The sequence below is a fragment of the Amycolatopsis sp. A1MSW2902 genome (genome assembly GCF_017312175.1).
GTDB classification, from domain to species: Bacteria; Actinomycetota; Actinomycetes; order Mycobacteriales; family Pseudonocardiaceae; genus Amycolatopsis; species Amycolatopsis nivea.
The window spans coordinates 577067-599488 of the sequence record NZ_QJPO01000001.1 but is presented as its reverse complement, the minus strand read 5'-3'; the positions used below and the strand labels follow the sequence as shown (position 1 = coordinate 599488).

24 protein-coding genes are annotated in these 22422 nt (G+C 70.5%); 23 read left to right on the top strand and 1 reads right to left on the bottom strand.

Annotated elements, in window-relative coordinates; all coding sequences use genetic code 11:
• Position 1 precedes the first annotated feature (1 nt).
• From DMP23_RS02805 to DMP23_RS02695, 23 genes are all read left to right on the top strand, one after another.
• Positions 2 to 223 carry a recombinase-like helix-turn-helix domain-containing protein gene (locus DMP23_RS02805; protein WP_037814792.1) on the top strand — a complete coding sequence of 74 codons (222 nt, stop codon included), beginning with the start codon at positions 2 to 4 and terminating at the stop codon, positions 221 to 223.
• The gene (locus DMP23_RS02800; RefSeq protein ID WP_043840273.1) at positions 223 to 1281 is read left to right on the top strand and encodes a Rieske 2Fe-2S domain-containing protein; all 1059 of its coding nucleotides are present in this window, start codon (positions 223 to 225) and stop codon (positions 1279 to 1281) included. The genes DMP23_RS02805 and DMP23_RS02800 overlap by 1 nt, the downstream gene beginning before the upstream one ends.
• Positions 1282 to 1297: 16 nt before the next feature.
• Positions 1298 to 2224, top strand: a complete 927-nt coding sequence (locus DMP23_RS02795) for a VOC family protein (RefSeq protein ID WP_337820078.1) — start codon at positions 1298 to 1300, stop codon at positions 2222 to 2224.
• Positions 2221 to 3000: an aspartate dehydrogenase domain-containing protein gene (locus DMP23_RS02790; protein WP_337820077.1), complete on the top strand. Its 780-nt coding sequence runs from the start codon at positions 2221 to 2223 to the stop codon at positions 2998 to 3000. Before DMP23_RS02795 ends, DMP23_RS02790 begins: the two co-directional genes overlap by 4 nt.
• The gene (locus DMP23_RS02785; protein WP_337820076.1) at positions 2997 to 3785 is read left to right on the top strand and encodes an alpha/beta fold hydrolase; all 789 of its coding nucleotides are present in this window, start codon (positions 2997 to 2999) and stop codon (positions 3783 to 3785) included. Before DMP23_RS02790 ends, DMP23_RS02785 begins: the two co-directional genes overlap by 4 nt.
• Complete coding sequence (locus DMP23_RS02780) at positions 3782 to 4522, top strand: 3-oxoacyl-ACP reductase family protein (RefSeq protein WP_337820075.1); 741 nt, start codon at positions 3782 to 3784, stop codon at positions 4520 to 4522. The genes DMP23_RS02785 and DMP23_RS02780 overlap by 4 nt, the downstream gene beginning before the upstream one ends.
• A 12-nt stretch (positions 4523 to 4534) precedes the next feature.
• On the top strand, positions 4535 to 5323 hold the full coding sequence (locus DMP23_RS02775) for an SDR family oxidoreductase (protein WP_337820074.1): 789 nt from the start codon (positions 4535 to 4537) through the stop codon (positions 5321 to 5323).
• A 13-nt stretch (positions 5324 to 5336) separates the two neighbouring features.
• A complete protein-coding gene (locus DMP23_RS02770) occupies positions 5337 to 6962 on the top strand; it encodes a thiamine pyrophosphate-binding protein (RefSeq protein WP_337820073.1) in 1626 nt (541 codons plus the stop codon).
• 3 nt (positions 6963 to 6965) lie between these two features.
• Positions 6966 to 7553, top strand: a complete 588-nt coding sequence (locus DMP23_RS02765) for a dienelactone hydrolase family protein (protein WP_337820072.1) — start codon at positions 6966 to 6968, stop codon at positions 7551 to 7553.
• 44 nt (positions 7554 to 7597) lie between these two features.
• Complete coding sequence (locus DMP23_RS02760) at positions 7598 to 8980, top strand: MFS transporter (RefSeq protein ID WP_051173293.1); 1383 nt, start codon at positions 7598 to 7600, stop codon at positions 8978 to 8980.
• Positions 8977 to 9873, top strand: a complete 897-nt coding sequence (locus DMP23_RS02755; RefSeq protein WP_337820071.1) for an MBL fold metallo-hydrolase — start codon at positions 8977 to 8979, stop codon at positions 9871 to 9873. The genes DMP23_RS02760 and DMP23_RS02755 overlap by 4 nt, the downstream gene beginning before the upstream one ends.
• Positions 9874 to 9887: 14 nt before the next feature.
• Complete coding sequence (locus DMP23_RS02750) at positions 9888 to 11006, top strand: FAD-dependent monooxygenase (RefSeq protein ID WP_337820070.1); 1119 nt, start codon at positions 9888 to 9890, stop codon at positions 11004 to 11006.
• Between the two features lie 99 nt (positions 11007 to 11105).
• Positions 11106 to 11681 (top strand): dihydrofolate reductase family protein, encoded by a 576-nt coding sequence (locus DMP23_RS02745; protein ID WP_337820069.1) that lies wholly within the window; start codon positions 11106 to 11108, stop codon positions 11679 to 11681.
• Between the two features lie 330 nt (positions 11682 to 12011).
• Positions 12012 to 12587 (top strand): TetR/AcrR family transcriptional regulator, encoded by a 576-nt coding sequence (locus DMP23_RS02740; RefSeq protein ID WP_337820068.1) that lies wholly within the window; start codon positions 12012 to 12014, stop codon positions 12585 to 12587.
• Positions 12588 to 12715: 128 nt separating this feature from the next.
• Positions 12716 to 13210 (top strand): hypothetical protein, encoded by a 495-nt coding sequence (locus tag DMP23_RS02735; RefSeq protein WP_275293957.1) that lies wholly within the window; start codon positions 12716 to 12718, stop codon positions 13208 to 13210.
• Positions 13207 to 14376 (top strand): WXG100 family type VII secretion target, encoded by a 1170-nt coding sequence (locus DMP23_RS02730; RefSeq protein WP_337820067.1) that lies wholly within the window; start codon positions 13207 to 13209, stop codon positions 14374 to 14376. Before DMP23_RS02735 ends, DMP23_RS02730 begins: the two co-directional genes overlap by 4 nt.
• Before the next feature lie 7 nt (positions 14377 to 14383).
• Entirely contained in the window at positions 14384 to 15205 is an 822-nt protein-coding gene (locus tag DMP23_RS02725; protein WP_043840249.1) for an ESX secretion-associated protein EspG, read from the top strand.
• 36 nt (positions 15206 to 15241) lie between these two features.
• Complete coding sequence (locus DMP23_RS02720; RefSeq protein ID WP_337820066.1) at positions 15242 to 16024, top strand: transglycosylase SLT domain-containing protein; 783 nt, start codon at positions 15242 to 15244, stop codon at positions 16022 to 16024.
• Between the two features lie 10 nt (positions 16025 to 16034).
• Positions 16035 to 17141 carry a CHAP domain-containing protein gene (locus DMP23_RS02715; protein WP_337820065.1) on the top strand — a complete coding sequence of 369 codons (1107 nt, stop codon included), beginning with the start codon at positions 16035 to 16037 and terminating at the stop codon, positions 17139 to 17141.
• Positions 17138 to 17437 carry a YbaB/EbfC family nucleoid-associated protein gene (locus DMP23_RS02710; protein ID WP_037814821.1) on the top strand — a complete coding sequence of 100 codons (300 nt, stop codon included), beginning with the start codon at positions 17138 to 17140 and terminating at the stop codon, positions 17435 to 17437. The genes DMP23_RS02715 and DMP23_RS02710 overlap by 4 nt, the downstream gene beginning before the upstream one ends.
• Complete coding sequence (locus tag DMP23_RS02705) at positions 17437 to 18003, top strand: hypothetical protein (RefSeq protein WP_337820064.1); 567 nt, start codon at positions 17437 to 17439, stop codon at positions 18001 to 18003. Before DMP23_RS02710 ends, DMP23_RS02705 begins: the two co-directional genes overlap by 1 nt.
• 479 nt (positions 18004 to 18482) lie before the next feature.
• Positions 18483 to 18674: a hypothetical protein gene (locus DMP23_RS02700; RefSeq protein ID WP_037814825.1), complete on the top strand. Its 192-nt coding sequence runs from the start codon at positions 18483 to 18485 to the stop codon at positions 18672 to 18674.
• A 111-nt stretch (positions 18675 to 18785) separates the two neighbouring features.
• Complete coding sequence (locus DMP23_RS02695; RefSeq protein WP_337820063.1) at positions 18786 to 20564, top strand: glycoside hydrolase family 76 protein; 1779 nt, start codon at positions 18786 to 18788, stop codon at positions 20562 to 20564.
• A gap of 652 nt (positions 20565 to 21216) precedes the next feature.
• On the opposite strand, the gene DMP23_RS02690 is transcribed toward DMP23_RS02695, so the two are convergent.
• Positions 21217 to 22389, bottom strand: coding sequence for an amidohydrolase family protein (locus DMP23_RS02690; protein WP_337824347.1), 1173 nt, complete (start codon positions 22387 to 22389; stop codon positions 21217 to 21219).
• Positions 22390 to 22422: the final 33 nt, after the last annotated feature.

Genomic DNA, 22422 nt, shown 5'->3' with positions numbered 1-22422 from the left:
GATGCCGCTGCAGCTGCGGCCGGTGCAGAGCCGCACCGCCCCGCCAACGAGCTACGAGAACGCGCTGGCCGACGAGCTGGAAGCCGTCTACGGCCGGGGCGTGCACGACCTGCCCGGCGTGGTCTCCGCGCTCAACGCGGGCGGCCTGCGCCCGGCGGACGGCTCCGACTGGACCGAAGAGACGTTCACCGCCGAACTCGCGCGGCTGGCAGGGGAGGCGTGATGGCGACCAAAACCGCCGAAGAGCTGCTGGCGCTGGGCCTGCGCGACCGCTGGTACCCGCTGTGCCCGTCCGGCACCGTCAAACGCGGCGAGCTGACCCGCATCGAACGGGCCGGGGAGCAACTGCTGCTCTGGCGCGACTCCGCCGGGGTCGTGCACGTTCAGGAAGACCGCTGTCCGCACCGCGGCGCGCGGCTTTCGCTCGGTGTGCACATGGGCGACCGGGTCGCCTGCAACTACCACGGCGTGCAGGTGGACGGCGACGGTGTCGTCGTGTCGGTCCCCGGCAGCCCGGGGTGTGCGCTGGAGGGCCGGCGCGCGCTGCGGACGTTCCCCGCGGAGGAACACGCCGGTGCCGTCTTCGCCTGGTTCGGCCTGGACGAGTCAGCCGAGCCGACGCCGTTGCAGCTGCCGGACCCGATCGCGGGCGGCGAGTGGGACAACTTCCTCTGCTACGTCGAATGGGACGCGCCGTACGGCTACTCCCTGGACAACCTGCTCGACCCGATGCACGGCGCGTTCCTGCACCGCAACAGCCACACCATGTTCGGCGGCAAGCGCGAGGCCGTCTTCCAGATCCGCGCGATCGACGACGGGTTCGTCTTCGAGAAAACCGACCAGCGCGGCGTGAACTTCGACTGGGTGCAGCTCACCGACGCGGGCGCGCAGTGGGTCACGCTCGACATCCCGTACCCGGACACCGCCGGTCCGGGCGGCGCGTTCACCATCGTCGCCGCGCTGTGCGCGATCAACGAGACCCAGCACGCGGCCTTCTTCTGGCGCTGCCGCAAGGTTTCCGGCTGGGAACGCGACAGCTGGCGCGTCCTCTACCGCAACCGGCTCGAAGCCCGGCACTGGGCGGTGCTGGAGCAGGACCGCGAGATGGCCGAGGCGATGCCGCTCGACGCGTGGGACCGGGAAAACCTGTACCAGCACGACATCGCGCTCGTCCGGATGCGCAGGCTGCTGCGGTCGGAAGCCCGCCGCCAGGCCGCCGCGCTCGCCGCTCCCGCCGCCGCACCGGCCCCCGCCGCGCCCGTGCCCGCCCCGACCCGCTGACGTTTCAGGAGGCCCCATGTCCGCCGAACCCATCGCGCGGCTCCGCGCCCTGCGCGCGGTGACGCTGCGTTCGACGCAGTGCGCCGATTCCGGCGAGTTCTACCGCGAAGTCTGGGGGCTGCAGCAGGTCGAAGCCGACCGCGGCGCCGTGTGGCTGCGCGGTTCCGGCGACGAGCACCACGTGCTCCAGCTCGAACAGGCCGACCAGAACGCGCTGGGCAAGATCGCGTTCGCGGTCGCCACTCCGCGCGAGGTCGACGCGGCCGCCGCCCGGCTGGCCGCGCACGGCGTCCCGCTGGTCACCGAACCCGGCAAGCTCGACCAGGTCGGCGGCGGGTACGGCCTGCGCTTCGCCGACCCGGAAGGCCGGCTGGTGGAGCTGTCCGCCGAGGTCGACGCGGTCGTCCCGGGCGACCCGTACGGTCGCGCCGCGGTGCCGCGGAAACTGGCGCACGTCGTGCTCAACACGGTCGACATCGACGCGGCCTGCGAGTTCTACACGCGGGTGCTGGGCATGCGGATCTCGGACTGGTCCGAGCACCAGATGGCGTTCTTGCGCTGCAACGCCGACCACCACGTGATCGCGTTCAACCAGGCGGAATTCGCGTCGGTGAACCACATCGCGTACGAGATGAACTCGATCGACCACTTCATGCGCGGTATCGGGCGGCTCAAGCACAACGGCGTCACGCCGCTGTGGGGCCCCGGCCGGCACGGTCCGGGCAGCAACACCTTCGGCTACTTCGCCGACCCGGCCGGGCTCGTCTGCGAGTACACCTCCGAGGTCGCGCAGGTCGAGGAAGACGCGTGGCTGTGCCGGGTGTGGCGGCGCACGCCGGAGCTGTCCGACCTGTGGGGCACCGCGGGTCCGCCGTCGAAGGACGTCCGCGCGCACATGCGCGGCGCGCCGGACCCCGGCTACTCGGCGTGGTGGCAGTCGTGAAGGTAGGAGTGCTGGGCGCGGGATCGATCGGCTCGGTCGTCGCGGAAGCGCTGCGCGACGGGCTGGTGCCGGGCGCGGAGCTGGCCGGGGTCGTCGATCCGGCGCTGTCCCCGGCGGGACTGCCGATGTGCGCGCTGCCGGAGCTGCTGTCCACTTCGGACTTGGTGGTCGAGGCGGCCGGACAGCGGGCGCTGACGGACGCGGGGCCGCAGGTGCTGTCGGCGGGGTGCGACCTGCTGGTGGTTTCGGTCGGCGCGCTGGCGGCGGACGGGCTGCTGGAGAAGCTGCTCGCGGCCGGCCCGGGCGCGGTCCATTTGTCGACCGGCGCGATCGGCGGGCTCGACCTGCTGCGTTCGGCGGCGCTGCTCGGGCAGTTCGAGCGGGTGGTCATCGAGACGACGAAAAAGGCGTCTTCGCTGGTCCAGCCGTGGATGTCCGAGACGGAGGCGGAGGAGTTGCGGCAGGCGACCGCACCGGTCGAATTGCGGCGCGGGCCCGCGCGGGAGATCACCGCGGCGTTCCCGAAGTCGGCGAACGTGGCCGCGTCGGTGGCGCTGGCGGTGCGGGATTGGGACGTCGTGGAGGCGGCGGTGATCGCCGATCCGGCCGCGCCGTTGACCTCGCACGTGATCACCGCGGCCGGTCCGGCGGGGGAGTACCGGTTCGAGATCCGCAACCGGCCGTCGCCGCAGACGCCGACGTCGAGCCAGGTCGTGCCGTACGCGGTGCTGTCCGCGCTGGAAGCGCTGGCGACGCCGAGGGCGGTGTTCCGGTGACTTCCACAGTGGACGGGGTGCGGGTGCGGATCGCCGGGGACGGCAATCCAGTCCTGTTGCTGCACGGCATCGGCGGATCGAGCGCGTCGTTCGACGCGCAGCTTGCTGGTCTGGCGCCGAAACACCGGGTGCTGGCTTGGGACGCGCCGGGCTACGGCGGTTCGGCCGATCCGGAGAAGCCGCTGGGCATGGCCGGATACGCGGCGCTCGTCGGCCGTCTGCTGACCTCGCTGGACGCGGTGCCCGCACATCTCGTGGGCGTGTCGTGGGGCGGCGTGATCGCGACCCGCGTCGCGCTGGAGTACCCGGAGGTCGTGCGATCGCTGGTGCTGGCCGATTCGACTCGCGGCTCCGGCGTCGACTCCGAGCGCGCAGCGGTGATGCGGGCCCGGCCGAGCGAGCTGAACCGGGTTGGCGCGGCGGAATTCGCCCGTCGGCGCGCGCCTCGGCTGCTCGCCCCGGGCGCGGATCCTGCGGTGGCGCAACGGGTCGAGGACATCATGGCGGGCATCCGGCTGCCCGGGTACACGTCCGCCGCGGAATCGATGGCCGAGACGGATCACGGTCCGCGGCTGGCGCGGATCTCGGTGCCGACGCTGGTGCTCGTCGGCGAGCACGACCAGGTGACCGGGGTGTCCGAGTCGCGACGGCTCGCCGCGTCGATTCCCGGTGCCCGGCTGGAAGTGCTGCCCGGCGGACACGCGGCGAATCAAGAATCGCCGCGCCGGTTTTCCGCCGAGGTCTTGGACTTTCTGTCCCAAGTGGACTCGGTGGTGGCGCGATGAAGGACCGGCTGTATGTGGTCACCGGCGCGGGGCGCGGGCTCGGCTGGGCGATCGCCCGCGAGATCGGGCGTCAAGGCGGTCGCGTCGTGATTGCCGAACGTTCTCCGGATCGGGCGGCGGACGGTGTCGCCCGGTTGCAAGCAGAAGGCGTTGAGACACATCGGATCGACACGGATGTCGCGGATCCGGAGTCCGTCGCGGCTTTGGCGGACGCGGTCGCGAAGCTCGGCCCGTTGCACGGCTTGGTGAACAACGCGGCGATGGCGGACGGCGTCGGCGGCAAGCACTTCGCGGAGCTGGACGTCGACGCGTGGGACACGTTGATGACCGTCAACGCGCGCGGCCCGTGGCTCGTCTCTCGCGCGCTGTACCCGCAGCTCGCGCAGACCGGCGGACGCATCGTGAACCTCGCGTCCGACGCCGCTCTGTACGGCTCGCCGCGCCTGGTCCAGTACGTGGCCTCCAAGGGCGCGGTGATCGCGATGACCCGCGCGATGGCGCGGGACGGCGGTCCGGACGGGGTGACCGTCAACGCGGTCGCGCCCGGGCTGACCGAGGTCGAAGCCACCGCGGGCATTCCGCAGGAGCGGCACGACCTGTACGCGATGAACCGCGCGCTGACCCGGCCGCAACAGCCGGAGGACGTCGTCGGTTCGGTGGCGTTCCTGTTGTCCGACGCGGCCTCCTACATCACCGGCCAGACCCTCGTGGTCGACGGCGGATTCGTCTGCAGCTGAAGGGAAAAGCCCGTGGATTTGGGATTGAAGGGCGCTGCGGTGCTCGTGACCGGGGCCAGCTCCGGCGTCGGGCTCGCGACCGCGGCTGCGCTGCTGGCCGAGGGCGCGCACGTCGCCGCCTGCGCCCGCGACGGCGTCCGGCTGGAGAAGGCCCTCGCCGATCTGCCCCGCGCAGAGGGAGCCCGGCTGTACACCGCGTCCTGCGACGTGCTCGACCAGGCGCAGGTGGAAACCTTTGTCGCCGACGCCGCCGGTGAGCTGGGCGGCCTGGCCGGGATCGTGAACAACGCGGGCCGGTCGCTGATGGCACGGCTCGCCGAGACCACCGACGACCAGTGGCGGGACGAGCTGCACCTCAAGATCTTCTCGGTGCTGCACGTCGTCCGGGCCGCGTTGCCGTGGCTGCGGGCGGCGGCGAATCCGGCCGTGGTGAACGTGAACGCGATCCTCGCGCGTCAGCCCGAACCTCGGTTGGCAGCCACTTCGGCGGCGCGGGCGGCGTTGCTCAATCTCTCCACGACTCTGGCGACCGAATTGGCCGAGGACGGCGTGCGAGTCAACTCGGTCTGCCTCGGCCTGGTCGACACCGGACAGTGGCGGCGCCGGTACGAGGCTTCCGGCAGCAACCTGTCCTTTGTGGACTGGTCGGCGGAGCTGGCGGCCGACCGCGGGATTCCGCTCGGCAGGCTCGGCACCGCGGAAGAGGTCGCTTTCCCCATCGTCACGCTGCTTTCGCCGCGTGCCTCCTACGTGACCGGCGCGACGATCGACGTCGGCGGCGGCATTGCCCGTTACGTCTAGAAGGGACGGACCCATGAATCACGGTCACGGAGGCGAGCTTCTCGTTCGCCTGCTGTCCGAAGCCGGAGTGGACACCGCCTTCGGCGTGGTGAGTGTGCACAACCTGCCGCTGGTGGAGGCGGTCGCGCAGCAGCTGCGGTTCGTGCCCGTGCGGCACGAAGCCGCCGCGGTGAACGCCGCCGACGGGTACTCCCGGGCCAGTGGCGGTCTCGGCGTCGCGATCACCAGCACCGGCACCGGCGCGGGCAACGCGGCGGGCGCGCTGGTCGAGGCCCTCACGGCGGGCAGTCGCGTGCTGCACGTGACCGGCCAGATCGATTCCGAATTCCTCGGCAGCGGCCGCGGCGTCATCCACGAGACGCGCGACCAGATCGGCATGCTGACCGCGATCTCCAAACACGCGGCCACGGTCACGTCGGTCGAGACCGCCGAGGAGACGCTGCGCGCGGCGATCCGGCACGCGCTGTCGGTGCCGAGCGGTCCGGCGAGCGTCGAATGGCCGATCGATCTGCAGTACTCGCGGCACGAGTTCCGTACTGGCTCGCTCGAACCGGCCTTGATTCCGCCGCCCGACGCCGCTGCGCTCGCGGAAGCCGCCGAATTGCTCGCTGCCGCCCGCCGTCCGGTGTTCTGGCTCGGCGGCGGAGCGACCGGCGCGCGCGACGAGGTGCGCGCACTCGCGGAACGGCTCGGCGCGGCAGTGTTCACCAGCAACTCCGGCCGCGGCACGGTGCCGGAGAACCACGAACTGGTCGTCGGGAACTTCGCCGCGCACGAGTCGGCGGCGCAGCTCCTCGCCGACGCTGACCTGCTCGTCTCGATCGGTACGCACTTCCGCTCGAACGAAACCAAGCACTACCACCTCGCATTGCCGGAACGGCACCTGCAGATCGACGTCGACGCCGACGCGCTGGGCCGCGTTTACCCGGCCACTGTCGGAGTGCGAGGCGACGCTGCAACGGTGCTCGCCGGGCTGTCCACTGTGGAAGCCAACACCGAGCCGGGCTGGCGCGAACGCGTCGTCGAGACCCGGAAAGCCGTGCGGGACAAGCTGAACGAGGCGATCGGCCCGTACGCGGAGATCTGCGCCGCGCTGCGCGACGGCCTCCCGGTCGAGTCCGTGATCGCCCGCGACGTCACCATCCCGTCCAGCCAGTGGGGCAACCGGCTGCTGGACATCCACGACCCGCGGACCAACGTGTTCCCGGTCGGCGGCGGCATCGGACAGGGCCTCGCCACCGGCATCGGGGCCGCGCTCGCGACGCCGGACGCGCCGACCGTGGTGATGGTCGGCGACGGCGGTCTCGCGGTGCACCTCGGCGAACTGTGCACGCTGGCGCAGGAACGGCCGTGGCTCGCGCTGGTCGTGTTCAACGACGGCGGATACGGCGTGCTGCGCAACATGCAGGACCACCACCGCGGACAGCGGGCCGGCGTCGACCTGTTCACCCCCGATTTCGCGCGCCTGGCGCAGTCGCTGGACCTGCCGCACACGCTGGTGTCGAAGCCGGGCCAGTTCGCCGACGCGCTGGCGAAAGCGGTGGCCCAGCACGGTCCGTCGGTGATCGAGGTCGACGTGACCGCTTTGCCCGCGACGCCGCGGCCGTTCGTGCCGCCGGTTCCGGTCCCGGAGAGCTGAGACGTGGGAGGCATCATCGAAGCTGCCGAAGTCCACCATCACGGGCACGGACCCGCGAACCGCCGCCGCCGGGTGGTGCGGACGTCCGCGCCGCTGCTGGTGCGGCATCCGCCCGGCCGCGTGCGCGGCGCGGTGCTGGTGCTGCACGGCGCCGCCGGCCTCGACGAACCCGTCGAGAACTGCTGCCGCACGCTCGCGAGCTGCGGATACGTCACTGTCGCGCCGCTGTTCTACTACGAGACCGGCGGCCACACCTTCGGTCCGGACAAAGCGGACGCCGCCTTCGCCGCGCTCGCCCTCCCCGACCTCGAAGCCGATCTGGCCGGTGCTCTCGATTACCTCGGGACCCGGCTGGGAATGCCGCGCCACCGCGTGGCCGCCGCCGGTTTCGGCTCCGCCGCCCACCTCGCCGAACTGGCGGGCGTGGACCTCGCCGCCGCTCTCGGACCCGAGCCGCCACCGTGGCCCGGCACGCCCGGATTCGACCCGCATGCGCCCGACCGGCTCGTGCTGCCCGCCGGACCGTCCGCCGCGGACGACCTCGTCCGGTTCCTGGACGCCGAGCTGCCGGACTCTCCTCCGGCCCGCTGAAACCCCCTACGATCGATTGCACGCTCCGGCTCCGAGGAGGGCCCATGAGTATCGCCGCCACCCCCGAGGTGACCCAGCGGGACATCGCCGCCCGGCTGGAACGGCTCCCGATGTCGCGCTGGCAGGTGTCGATTCGCCTGATCATCGGCATCGTCACGTTCTTCGAGGCGTTCGACCAGCTGCTGATCGCCTACACGCTGCCGGTCATCGGCCGCGAATGGCACATGACGACCGCGTCCAGCACCGCGACGCTGACCATCGGCTCGATCGGCATGCTGCTCGGCGCGCTCGCGTCCGGCTGGGCCGCCGACCGGATCGGCCGCGTCAAGGTGATCACCCTGTGCGTCGCCGTCACGGCGTTGTGCAGCTTGGCGATGACGCTGTGCACCGCGTTGCTGCCGTTCCTGATCCTGCGGTTCGTCCAAGGCCTCGCGATCGGCGGTGAAGTGCCGACCGCGGCCGCGTACATCGCGGAGATCAGCCGGGCCCGCCGCCGCGGCCGCTTCGTGCTGATGTACGAGATCGTCTTCCCGGCCGGGCTCGCGGTCGGCGCGCTGGTCGCGGCCTGGGTCATCCCGCACTGGGGCTGGCGTCCGCTGTTCGCGCTGGCCGCCGTTCCGGGTCTCGCCGCGGTGCTGCTGCAGTTGCGGATCCCGGAATCGCCGCGCTGGCTCGCCTCGCACGGGCACATCGAGAAGGCCGAGGCGACGATGGCGCTGATCGAGCGCCGGGTCGAGGAATCCCTTGGCCGACCGCTGCCTCCGCCCGCCGAGGCCGCCGCGGCGCCGGCAGCGGTTCCTTCGAAGCGCAGTTCGTTCCGCGACCTGTTCGCCGGTCGCTACCGGCGGCGCACGCTGATGGTGTGGACGATCTGGTTCGTCGGCTACCTCGCCAACTACGGCATCACCTCGTGGCTGCCGACGCTGTACAAGGGTTCGTTCCACCTCTCCATCGGCCAGGCGCTCTGGTACAGCACCGCCACGTCCGTCGCCGGTCTCGTCGGCTGCCTGATCGCCGCGCTGGTCGTGGACAAGCTCGGCCGCCGGGTCGTGCTGGCCGCTGGCCTGGGCGGGACGACCGCGATGCTGGTCGTGCTGGGCGCGCTCGGTGCCGGAACCCCGTTGCAGCTGCTGGTGTGGTCGTCGCTCGCGGCGATGTTCAACTTCGCGGTCAACGTCTGCCTGTACCTGTACACACCGGAGCTGTACCCGACCCGCAGCCGCGCGCTGGGCGTCAGCCTCGGCGGCGTGCTGAACCGGTTCGGCCTGATCCTCGGCCCGATCCTGGTCGGCGCGCTGTACGCGGGCGGCAGCGGGCTCGCGTCGGTGTTCCTGGTGCTCGGCGGGATCTGTTTCGTCGGCGCGCTGGTCGCCGGGTTCTTCGCCGAGGAGACCAAGGGCCGCACGCTGGAAGAGGTTTCGCCGTGACGGACGCGCTGCGCGTGGTCCTGCTCGGCACGGCGGCCGGGCCGTACCCGGCGCCGGGCAGGCAGGGCTGCGCGAACGCGGTGGTGGTCGGCGGGCGCGTCTACCTGGTCGACGCGGGCTACGGGACGCTCGGCAAGTACGTCTCCGCCGGGCTGTCCCTGCGCGATCTGGGCGGGGTGTTCGTGACGCACCTGCATTCCGACCACGTCGCCGAGCTGTTCACGCTCTTCCTGCTCGGCTGGGGCCCTGCCAACCAGGGCGTCGTCGATCCGGTGCGGGTCTACGGCCCCGGCCCGGACCCGACCGACCCCGGCCCGCCCGCCGCGGGCACGGAGGGGCTGGTGGCGGGCAATCTCGCGGCGTTCGGACAGGACGTCGCGGTGCGCCAGCGGACCAGCGACCGGCCGCGGCTGGCCGGGCTCATCCACGCCACTGATCTTTCGGCGGCTGGTGCGGAAATCGTGGTGCACGAAGACGACCGGGTGCGCGTGACGGCTCGGGCCGTCCCGCATCCGCCGCTGCACCTGGCGCTGGGCTATCGGTTCGAGACCGAACACGGTGTCGTCGCCTTCTCCGGCGACACCGCCCGAAGCGACGCGGTCGGCGAGCTGGCCGCGGGCGCCGATTTGCTGGTGCACGAAGCGATGGAGCCCGATTTCTACCGCAGCATCGGCTATTCGCCGAAGCTGCTGGACTTCCTCGCCGCCTCGCACACCTCGCCCGCGGACGTCGGCCGGGTCGCCGCGGCGGCCGGGGCCCGGCGGGTCGCGCTGTCGCATCTCGGCCCGTCCGATCCCGCCCGCCTCGACGACGAAGGCTGGCTCGGCCGGGTCCGCCCGCACTACTCCGGCCCGGTCGTCGTGGGCCACGACCTGCTCGACCTCACTGTCTAAAAGGAGCTTTCGCTGTGCCGGAAATCGCGATCGTCGGCGGCGGGATCGGCGGCCTCGCCGCCGCTGTCGCCCTGCGGAAGGCCGGATTCTCCCCGGTCGTGCACGAACAGGCGGCCGGATTCGGCCGCGTCGGCGCGGACATCAACCTGACCCCCAACGCCGTCCGCGCCCTCGACGGCCTCGGCATCGGCGACGAACTGCGCGAAACCGCCGCGCGGCCGAAGTACCGGATCAGCCGCACCTGGGACACCGGCGAGGAAACGTCGCGACTGCCGATGGGCGACGAGGCCGAACGCCGCTACGGCTCGCCGCAGCTCACGATGCACCGCGCGGATCTGCTGGCCGCCTTGGAACGCGCGCTGCCCGACGGCGTAGTCCACTTGGGACACAAGCTGACCAGACTGTCCACAACGGACTCGGTGTCCCTGGACTTCGGATCTTCGACGGCTTCCGTGGACGTCGTGATCGGTGCCGACGGCATCCACTCGGCCGTCCGCACCGCGTTGTTCGGCGCGGAACACCCGGAGTTCACCGGCGTGGTCGCCTACCGCGCGGTGCTGCCCGCGGGTTCGGTGGACGTGCCGAACCTGGACTGCTTCACCAAATGGTGGGGTCCGGATCCGGACACGCAGCTGGTGACGTTCCCGCTCAACCGCGGCGAGGACGTGTTCGTCTTCGCCACCACGAGGCAAAGCCAGTGGCGGCACGAATCCTGGACGACCCCAGGGGATGTCGACGAACTGCGCGAGGCGTACCGCGGCTTCCACCCCGAGGCCCGCGCGTTGCTGGCGGCGTGCGATTCGGTGCTGCAATCGGCGCTGTACGTCCGCGACCCGCTGCCGAACTGGTCATCCGGCCCGGTGACGCTGCTGGGCGACGCGTGCCACCCGATGATGCCGTTCATGGCCCAGGGTGCGGGAATGGCCATCGAGGACAGTGTGGTGCTGTCACGGGCGCTGGCGGCGTACCCGAACACCGAGGTCGCGCTGAAGGCCTACCAGGCCGCCCGGCTGGACCGGACCCGCGAAGTGCAACTGGCCTCGCGGGGCAACAGCTGGCTCAAGGAGAGCGGAAACAGCTCGGCCGCGGCGGACGCGATCTACGGGTACGACGCTTGGCATACTCCGGTGTGACCCAGGTCATAGCTTGGGTCGCGGGTGGCGTGTCTGACCGGGACGGTGCCGTTCGACGCGTAGGTGAGCAGGCACTGTCCCGAACCAGGAGCTGATCCCATGCGCACCATCATCGCCACCGCGTTCGTTTCCCTCGACGGCGTCGTCGAAGCCCCCGGCGGCGAAACCGGCTACCGGAACGCCGGCTGGACGTTCAAGGACATCGAGTTCGACCCCGCCGCCTACGCGCTCAAGGGCGCCGAGCAGGAGGAAGCGACCGCGCTGCTGCTCGGCCGCGTCAGCTACGAGGCGTTCTCGCCGGTGTGGCCGGACATGACCGAGGAGTTCCCGCACTACAAGGTGATGCCGAAATACGTCGTGTCCACCACCCTGCGCGACGAGGACCTGGTGACGAATTGGGGCGAAACGACCATTCTCCGCTCCCTCGGCGACGTCGCCGCGCTGAAGGAAACCGAGGGCGGCCCGATCATCGTCAACGGCAGCGCGACGCTGGTCCGCGCCCTCACCGACGCGGGCCTGGTCGACCGGCTGAACCTGCTGGTCTTCCCGGTCCTGCTGGGTGCGGGGAAGCGGCTGTTCAGCGAGACCGACAAGGACAAGCAGCCGCTGAAGCTGATCGAGAGCGAGAGTTACTCGAACGGGATCCAGAAGCAGATCCTCGAGTTCGTCCGCTGAGCGGATCCGCGGGCGTGCTCCGAGAACTGCCGTGCGGGCCACCCTGACGGAATCTGGGTCCCACGCCAGGGGCTTAAGCCGGGCGGCCTCGGCCTGCGGACTGTCCACACAGGACGCCACCTCCGCCGAAATGCCCGATTGATACCCGTCTGGCCGGGTCTGTGGGCCTGTGAGGGTCCCCTTGAGGGAATCTGATTCCCTCAAGGGGACCCTCACGGACCGCACACCGCGCTTCCGGCCCCGCCAGGCGGCCCTCACGCACCTCGACGGCAGCCGAGCAACCCCGCCAGCCTCATCTAGGCACTGACAAGCCGGTGCATACTCGACGCCATGGCCCGTCGTTACCACCACGGCGATCTGCGGCAGGCGGTGCTGACCGCGGCCGTCGAGGTGCTCGGCGAATCCGGCCCGGCCGCGGTCAACCTGCGCGACCTCGCCCGCCGGGTCGGGGTCTCGCACGCCGCTCCGGCGCACCACTTCGGCGACCGCACCGGCCTGCTCACCGCCGTCGCCGCGCAGGGGTTCGACCTGCTCGCCGAGACGCTCGAGGAGATGCCGCCCGCGCCGGACCTGCTCGAGGCCGGGGTCGCCTACGTTTCGTTCGCGGTCGGGCACCGGGCGCATTTCGAGGTGATGTTCCGCGCGGACCTGCTCCGCGGCGACGACCCGGACCTGCGGGCCGCGCAGGAGCGGAGCAGCCAGGCGCTGGACTGGGCCGTCGCCGGGTTCCGGGACGGCAGCGTCGACCCGGTGGTCGCGGGCGCGGCGGCCCGGTCGCTCGTGCACGGGTTCGCGACGCTGTGGCTGCAGCGGGCGCTGCCCGCGGACCTCGGCGACGACGCGGCAGCGGCCGCTCGCTCGGTCGCCGGACTGCTCGTCCGGGGTGCGCACCCGCCGTCCGGGTGATCCGCGGAACCGCGGCCGCGGCGGGCTCGTCTCATCGCCGACTTTCCCGGACCGGATGCCTGCGGTCCGGCTGGCTGACATACTGGTGCGCGCGTCCGAGGAGGACGCCCGCTGGGAGGTGGACTGGGGTGAGTTCGCACCGGGTTTCCGACTGGGCAGACGTCCGTGCCCTGCACAAGAAACAGGCCAAGGAGACGCACCGGTCCGGGCGGCCGGAGACGTCGGATTCCGTGCGGGACCCGTCGGGGGCGGGCAACGCCGAGATCGTCGCCGACACCGGGATCATCGAGCTCGACCCGGCCGAGATCGCCGCGGCCGACGCGGAGCTGGAGAAGCGCCAGCAGGAGCTGACCGCGTGCCTCGAACAGGCGAAGTCGCTCGTGCATCCGCTCAAGGACGGCACCAGCCCGGTGGCCGCGCACCTGCGGAAGGCGTTCGGCCTGCGCGGGTCCGCCGACGGCGGCGCGCAGGCGATCCTGCAGCAGTACCTCGACGAGCTGTCGTCCTTGCGCGAGGCCATCCGCCGGGCGAGCGCGGGGCACGTCCAGCAGGAAAGCGACGCGAAGGACTCGCTCGACGCGCTGGGCCGCCGGGCGGACGACGGGGGAGGGACGCCGGCATGAGCCGGACACCGGGCTACGAACGGCTGCCGTACGAGAAGCACCGCAAGCGCCGGCTGTGGAGCGAGGACCACCCGCCCACCGCCGCGCAGCGCCGCGTCCTGCGGCGGACGAAGCTCGCCCAGCGGGCCAACATGAAGGACACGTCCTTCGGCAAGATCAACTGGAACGCCTGGGCGCACACCACGCTCTACGACATGATCATGACCGCGGACCCGGTCGCCATGGGCGCGTCCGCGCACCAATGGGGGAAGCTGGCGTACGACGTCGACTCGGCGACCTCCGCGGTGCACAAGACGGTGCAGAAGCTGCTGCTGTCCTGGCGCGGCGGCGCGGCCGGGAACGCGGCGCAGTCGGCGTCGAAGCTGACGTCCTGGGGCGCGGGCGCGAGCGAGACGATGCGCACGGTCGGCGACAAGCTCGACCACTACACGAGCGCGGTCGAAACGGCGAAGCACAAGATGCCGGAGCCGGTGTTCTACACGGCGGAGAACCAGTTCCGCGACGGCTACGACCTCAACGCGGCCAGCGGTCCCAGCGGCGCGGTGATGGTCGATCAGCTCCTCGACGACCACCTGCCCGCCAAACGCGCGGCGTCGCACGCCAAGGCCGAGGCGGTCCGCGTGATGGAAGGCTACGAGACGTCCAGCAAGGGCGTGCACGACAAGCTGCCGCATTTCACCGAGGCGCCCGCGGTCACGAACGTCGATCCGGACGGCCGGTCGCGCAGCGATTCGCGCGGCTCCCGGGATTCGGCCGGTAACTCGGACGCGGCCGTCACCACGGCTTCGTCCGCTCCGGCGGGAGGCGCCGGGCTGCTGGCGGGGATGAGCGGTCCGGGCGGAACGGCCGGAATGCCGGGTTCGCTGGGCGCGGGGCCGGGCGGTGCGCTCGGCGCGGGCGCGGGTGCCGGAAGCGGGGGCGCGTTGCCGGGCGGACTGCTGGGCGGCTCGGTCGGAGCAGGCGGCGCGGCGGCCGGGGCAGCCGGTGCGGCCGGTGCCGCGGCGGGCGCGCGCGGCGGCAGCCCGATGTCCGGCGGGTTCTTCCCGCCGATGGCGGGCCAGCGCGGCGACGGCTCCGACGACCATCAGAACCGCTACACCAAGGGCAGTTCCTTCGACTTCCTCGAGGACCTGCCGGACGCGTACCCGCCCGTGCTGGGCGAGTGAGGCGGGGATGGCCAGACATCTCCCGGAGGTCGACGGGGTAGCGCTTTCGCACCTGGAATTCGACCTGCTGTGGTCGGATTTCGACCTCGGCCCCATGCCGTACCCGTTCGACGTGCCCTCGCACGGTTCCACGATGGACGAACGCGACCAGCTCGGCGTCCAGGTCGCGGAAAGCCTCGCGGCGGCCGGGCTGCTCGACGAGGACGACGAACCGCACCCGCGGCTGGGCCAGGTGTTCGCGGTGCTGGCCGAGCCGGTGTTTTCGGTCGACCTGCTGGTGTTCCGCGACCCGCCGCTGCGCGCGCTGGCCGCGGCCGGGCGCAAACTGGGTGTGCTGGCCGTGCTCGACGCGGGCGAACTCGCGCTGCGGCCGTGCCTGCCCGACGACGTCCCGCAGCTCGCCGCGAGCGTCGTTGGCCCCGCCGAACCCGGTCCGGGCAACGTGGTCCGATTGCCGCGCTCGGTGTTTTCCGAGGCGATGCAAGCGTTTGCGGACAGCGGGCACGCCGCGTTCGAGCGGGTGCTCGGCCGGGCAGGTCTGGCCGGCCGGGACCTGCGGGCGATTTCGACGCTCGTCACCACGCCGCGCGTCGCGTACGGACAGTTCGCGGTGAACGGCCCGGGCGGACGTTCGCCGGTCGTCGCCTGGTATGACACGGAAGCCGGGCGGTACGGCGCGGTCGTGCACGAGTCCGCGGGCACGAAGTGGGTCACACTCGCGCCCGCGGACCACGCCTGGCTCGCCGACCGGATGCAGGAACTGGGGCGCGGGGTTTCGTCCGTTCGGGGGACTAGGGAACCTGAGGACGAAGGCTTCCGTCTCACTTAGGGCAGCGGCGAAGCGCCCTGCTGAAGGGGGCAGGAAATGAGCAAGTTGTCGGCCGAGGAAATCGCCCAGCACGCGTACCGGGCCGGGTTCCGCGGGCACGCGCTCACCACCGCGGTCGCGGTGGCGCTGGCGGAATCGGGCGGGAACACCCGTGCGCACAACGGGACCCCGCCGGACAATTCGTACGGGCTGTGGCAGGTCAACATGCTCGGCTCGCTCGGGCCCGCCCGCCGCCACGAGTTCCATCTGCACTCCAACGACGAACTGTTCAACGCGGACGAGAACGCCAAGGCGGCCTGGGCGATTTCGGGGCACGGCAAGAGCTTCCAGCCGTGGTCCACCTACACCAACGGCGCGTACAAGAGCCATCTCGCCGCCGCGCGCAAGGCCGCGGAGGACGTCACGCACCACCACGGCAAGGGCGCGCACCATCCGCACAAAACCGAGCACCACCCGCACAAACCGCACCACGGCAAGGGCGGCAAGGACGGCGGGTTCAAGGCCGATCTCGAGCAGTTCCTCGCCTACGAGCGCACCACCGAGCACGTCGCGAACGAACTCGTGTCGGTCGGCCGGAAGACGGTGCACCGGGTCACCGGGATCGCCAAGGACAGCTTCGGGAAGGTCGGCGAGGAAACCGGATTCTCCGACGCGCTGGGGGATTTCAGCCGTTCGCTGGAATCGCAGGTGCGGGCCACCGGAGCGCACGCGCGCACGCTGAGCGCCTCCGTTTTCCGGGCCCGGCAGGCATACGCGGGTGCGGATTCCGACGCGAGCGCGGCGATCAGCGCACACGACATCAAGGGCATCCTGGGCTGAGGGGGAATCCGTGCTGGACACCGCAGGGGTCGCGACGCTGTTCGCGGACGAGATGAAAACGCACCACGGCAAGCTTCGCGGCAAGGCCGCGGACTCGCAGGCCGCGCAGCACGCGCTGCAGCAGGCCGCGCGCGAGATCGCCGAACAGTACGAAGCGCAGCGCAAAGCCGCGCACGCGCTGCTGAACACCTGGCACAGCAAGGCGAATCCGGCGTTCGAGCACGACACCGGCAAGTTCGGCCGCGATCTCAAGGTCACCGCGCAGGCGAGCACGCACGGGGCCAAAGTGGTCAGCGAGGTCACCGACGCGCTAGCCGGGCGGCACCAGGCCACCGGCAAGCTGATCGACGAGTTCGTCGCGAAGGCCCGCAAGATCATCGACGCCGGTTACGTCCTGGCGCGCAACGGAAGCCCGGCCGCCCTGCTGATGGCGATCGGCGACGTGGCCGACCTGGCGGGCAAGTACCTCAAGGAGTCCGGCGGGCACCTGAAGAACGCCCGCGCGGAGATGGAGGAGGCGGCGCGCAAACTGCGTGCGCTGCAGAAGGACCTGAACCACGACGGCGTCGCCGACCCGGGCGGAACGCACCGCGCCAAGCCGGGCGACCACCGCAAGCACGAGCAGCACAAAAAGCACGAAGCGCACAAAAAGCACGAGCAGCACCACGGCAAGACGCACCCGAGCCACAGCAAGAAGGTCGACAAGATCCTCGACCACGCGCGGCACAACCTCGGCTACCACGAGGGCCCGAACAACCGGAACAAGTGGGGCCCGACCGGACAGCCGTGGTGCGCGTACTTCGCGACGTCGATGTGGCGTTCGGCCGGGGTGGACATCCCGAAGTACGGCTTCACCGGCGACGTCTACAAGTGGGGCCAGCGCCACCACCTCGCCTACGACCGCGGCGCGCTCGCGCACAACGCGCGTCCCGGCGACACGATCCTCTTCGGCGACGGTCCGTCGTGGGGGCAGAGTCACCACATCGGGATCATCGAAAAGGTCGAGGGCAACAAGATCACCACGATCGAGGGCAACGCGAACGACCAGGTCGAGCGCCTCACGTACACGCTGCCGCGCGACCTGCACAAGTTCTACGGCGGAGTGCACCCGAAGTGAGCATCACCGGCACGGCGCGGCACGCCGGGGTGACCGTCGAAGTCGCCCCCGGCGGCGCTTTGCGCACCCTGGAGTTGACCGCAGACGCCCTCCGAGCCGGCGGCCCGCGCCTGGCGGACACGATCCTGCACGCAGTCCGCGAGGCGGCCGCTGAGGCGAACGAACGCGCCCGCCGCGCGCTGGAAGCCGAACTGGGCGACCTCGGCGGTACCGATTTGAGGAGCCTCGGCCTCGGTTCGGAACAGGACCTGGCGGACCGCGCCGAAGACACCACACCGGACACGTGGAGGGTGTGATGGCGGAGGCGTACCAGGAGAACGAGGATTCGCGCGCGGACGCGAATCCGGCTGCGCAGTTCGGGCCCGGCGAGCCTTGGGAGGAGTCGCCCGATCCCGCCGATCCTGATGGGGACGAACGAGGGATCGACGAACTCATCGAGATCGCCGAAGAAATCCCGGACCAGCTGGGCCTGTCCGAAGGCCTAGCCGCCCTCCGCGCGACGGCCAGCAGCGAGGGACTGAGCGTCACGGTGAACATGCACGGCATGCTCGTCCACCTGGACATCGGAGAATCCGCCCTCGAACTGGGCCCGGACGCCCTGGCCGCGGAGATCTCGCGACTCAGCACCGAAGCAGGCACGCAGGCGCTGCACCAGGGCTTGCGTGCCATCCGCGCAGGATGCGTCCCCGCAGTCGCGGCGGCAGTCGAAGACGAGCTGGCGCTGGACGAGGTTCCGGAAGCAACGCCCGATCCAGCCGCCACCCGCGCACCTGACCCGGCACCGGCACCGGCCGCGCGACGCCGGGCCCCGGCCGAGGAATCGGACGACGGAGGCTTCGTACTCAAGCCGGTCAAGGACTGAGCGGGCGCACCTCTCGCGGCACCTGCCCACGGTCCTCGCTCGGCCGCGGTCTCGCGGCGCTGGTCGATAGCCGAGACGGCGAAGGATGCCAGGCTGCCCGCCCGAGGTTTCTTCGCAGGCGAGTCAGGAACACTCGCATGCCCAGGCATGTGCCCGCAGTCCTGAACCAGCAGCCTCGCGCCTCAGCTGACGACGAGATCGTGCCTAAGACGGTCAAGAACGGATACCGCGCATGGCATTCACCTGCCCGGGTGTGTCTCCGAGAATCCGGCCGCAGTCCTGAACCGGCCTCGGTTGACGACGGGCTCGTCCCAATCCGGTCAAGGCCCGAACACCGCACGCGGCACCCGCCTGCTCGGCGTGTCCCGTCGAAGCGCTCGTCCCCAAGTTCGGTCAAGAACCGAACATCACACCCGTCCCCCGAGCGCACTCGGTGCGTCCCCGAGCGCCCACTCGCCGCCGATGCCATCCTGGGAGGCATGACCCACTACGCGCTGACCCAGTCCGTGGCGATCGCGACCGACCTCGAGGCCAAGGGATTCCTCGGCACGGTCGGCAAAATCGCCGCCGCCACCGTCATCTTCTTCATCGCCATCGGCCTGATCGTCGGGCTCATCCTCGGGTACTTCATCGGCCGTTCGGTCGGACGGCGCCAGGGCAGCGGCGGCTGATCGGGTTAACCCGCCTGTCCGGAACGGGACAGAACCTCGCGCGGGCCTTCACCATCACCCGCGCGGGTTTCTATTCTGGGTGGAAATTCACCCAGGCGAGGGGACGAGTCCATGCGGACCGTGCTCGTAGTGCTGCTCGTGTTCGCCTCGTTGACCGTCCCGCGCGCGGCCGCCGCCGTCTGCGCGCTCTCGTGCGACACCCTTGACCCGTCGCGGGCCGCGCAGGAGAGTTTTCCCTTGCCGGACAAGGACATCAACGGCCGGGTGCTGCGCCTGCACGTCTCCGACCAAGACGGGATGGCCTGGGCCAGCATCGACAACGGCCGCGTCGGCGACGCGGTGTGGCTCGACCGCTCCTGGGACGGCGGCCGCACCTGGGATGGCCTGCTCGGCAAAGCGAGCATCTCGGACACGTGGACCGGCACCCGCACGCTCATGTACAACCTCACCGACCCCGTCGGCCACCGCCGCGGCCTGCTCCGGGCCTGCGGGGACGCACAAGCGGTCGCCTGCACAGCCTGGATCTACCCGACCGTCTGCGCCGCCGCCTGCGATGGTTCCGCTCCTGGCACCGGCGACACCCAGCCGGTACCGCCCGCGACGATCTTCGGCCGCACCATCCGGCTCCACTTCGACGACCGCGGTATGGCCTGGTCGAGCATCGATTCCGGCGGCCCCGGCGACGAAACCTGGCTGGACCGTTCGTGGGACGAAGGCACGACCTGGCCCGACGGCTCGTCACTCGGCCGCACGAGTGTCCCCTCCGCCGCGACCGCGACACAGACCGCAACGTTCGCCACCCAAGATCCACGAGGACGACTGAATGGCGGCGTCGTTCGAGCATGCGGCCGGGAAGCTTCCCACCAAGAAGGCGCCTGCACCGCGTGGGCACGCCCCGCACAATCCCGGGTCGCGGCCGCCGTCGACGCTTTGCTGTGGTCCCACGACATTTACCGCGCCTGGTGGCCGTCGAGCTGGTGGAATTCGGCCGTAGCGGTGACCGCACTGGCGGATTCCGGAGTACCCAACCTGGATCCGGTACTGGCAAGGGTTTTCGACGTGAACCGCGCCGCCTTCCCCGCCGGAGCCCGCAGCTCCGACCCGATCGACGGCGACTTCATCAGCCGCGCCATCGACGACTCCGCCTGGTGGGCCCTGGCCTGGCTCGCGGCATACGACCGTACGCACGACTCCCGATATCTCGCCGAAGCCACGAAAATCGCCGACTACGTGCACGGTTTCTGGGACCCCAGCACATGCGGCGGGGGAGTGTGGTGGGATCGCGAACGGACGTACAAGAACGCCGTCACCAGCGGCCTCTACCTCCGCCTAGCCGCCGCCCTGCACCGCCGCCTGCCCGGCGACACCGAATGGCTGGCCCGCGCCCGCACCGCCGGCGATTGGTACCTGCGGAGCGGCCTGATCAACTCAGCCGGCCTGGTCAACGACGGCCTGACCGCAAGCTGCACGAACAACGGCCAAACCGTCTGGACCTACAACCAGGGCCTGGCCATCGGCGGCTTCACCGAACTCTGGCGAGCAACCGGCGACCAGTCCTATTTGGACGCCGCCCACCGATTGGCTGATTCGGCGATAACCGGTCTGACTTCGGGTGGGGTGCTGGTAGAATCGTGTGAGAGCGGCTCGTGCGATGACAATCAGAAGCAATTCAAGGGCATCTTCCTGCGCTACTTCGGCGACCTCGCAACGGCTACCGGCGAACAGAAGTACCGAGATTTCGTGCAGCAGCAAGCGGATTCGATCTGGCAGCGAGACCGTGACCCCCTGAACCGAATCGGCGCACGGTGGACTGGCGGCACCCCGAACGCGGTGGACTGGCGGACACAGGCTTCGGGACTGGAAGCGTTGATCGCCGCTGCCGCACCCTAGCTCCGCGCTGGCCGAGACGCCGCGCGGTGGCCGGAATCCGTCGGGACGGCTGGTGCTGCGCGACCGTCGGACGCTGCGTGACGCCTGGAAGTGGCGTGGCGGTTAGGACGCCGGACGTATCGTGGCGATGCTGCGTGACGCCTGGAAGTGGCGTGGCGGTTAGGACGCCGGACGTATCGTGGCGATGCTGCGTGACGCCTGGAAGTGGCGTGGGAGTGAGGACGCCGGACGCTCGTAGGGATGTTGCGTGACGCCGGGATGTTGAGTGGCGGTCAGGTTGACGGACGCTCGTGGGATGCCATGTGACGTCTGAATGTTATGTCGCTGCCCGCACGCCGCACGCATCGTAGGATGCCGTGTGGCGCGTGGTGGCTGGGACGTCTCGTGGTCGTGGAGATATTGTGCGGTGGCTGGATGTTGCGTGGTTGCCGGGACTCCGCGCGGTCGTTCTGAATGTTGCATGGCGGTCGGGTTGCTGCGCGATAGTTGGGACGCTGTGCGGGTGGTTTCGATGCCGCACTGATCGCGGGGAACCTGTGCGATGGCCGGACGTATTGTCGCAACCGGGATTCTGCATGCTCGCCAGGACCCCGCAACGCACGATGCCGCCTCTGATCCAGCGCGGCCGCAGCATCCGGAGCGCGGCGATGCCTCAGGATCCGTTCCGCCACACGCGACGAATCGAAAGGGTGTCGCCAATAGCGCCCGTAGGGTCGCCATCGACCAGTACGAGGTCTGCGCGCAGTCCGGGCTTGATGTGGCCGCGGTCGGGCAGACCGAAGCGTCGAGCGGGGACCGAGGTAGCTGCCCGCAAGGCTTCGGTCGGAGTGAAGCCCGCCGTTGTCAGAAGGCGCAGTTCGTCGTGCAGGCTCGCTCCGTGGGCCATCCCTGGCGCGCCGAGGTGTGCTGCGTCCGTGCCCGCCAGGATGTCGACTCCGGCGTTCTTCAGTGCTGCCAACGTTTCCACTGCGTAGTCGAAGTGTTCGCGCGGGCTTGTGGCCATAGCGCCGGACAGGTTCTCGAGCCATTCCGGAGTCAGCTTGGGGAGGACCCGCCGGTCCTCAGCGAGTCGGCGGCCAGCGGGCTCGCCGGTGATCGACGCGATTACCATCAACGTCGGAATGACGAACACACCGGCGGCGGCGATTTTGTCGATCAACTCCGCGGTATGCGGACGGTCGAAGAACAGATGGCTGAGTCCGTCCACTCCGCCGTCGACGACCTGTCCTGCGGTCTCGACGGTCATCGCGTGCGCCACCACCATTTTCCCGCGACTGTGGCTTTCGCGAACCGCCGCTTCGACCAGCTCGGGAGTGAGCCTGGGCAGGTTGCCGCTCCCGAAAAGCTGGCCGTCCTCCACCAGGACCTTGAGATAGTCGGCACCCTCCGCGATCCGGGCCTCGACAAACGCCGCCACCTCGTGCGGACGCGTGGCAGTCGGCCATGGCGGGTCGTCCTTTCTGAGCTGCTGCGGATGTCCGCCCGCCGGGGTGAGACCGATGGACGGAGACAGCACGTCAGCTAGGTCATTCGAGGCGGCGACCTTGCGGCGCAACGGAATCATCTGCTGTGGCATCGAGAGCATGTCGAATTCGGTGGTGACTCCGAAGGTCAGCGCTTGGCGCAGCGACTGCTCGTCGGTGTGCGTGTGCGCGTCGATCAAGCCGGGCAGCAGCGTGGTGCCTGCTCCGTCAATGAGATCGACACCCCCGGGGCGGGTGCCGCCGACGCTCGCGATTCTTCCGTCAGCGACCTCGACATCGACGGTTCCGAGTGAGTCCTCACCGTCGAAGACATGTGCGCCAGTGATGACGAAGTGGTTCACGGAGGCTCCAAGCGGATGGTGCGAAGGTGGCTC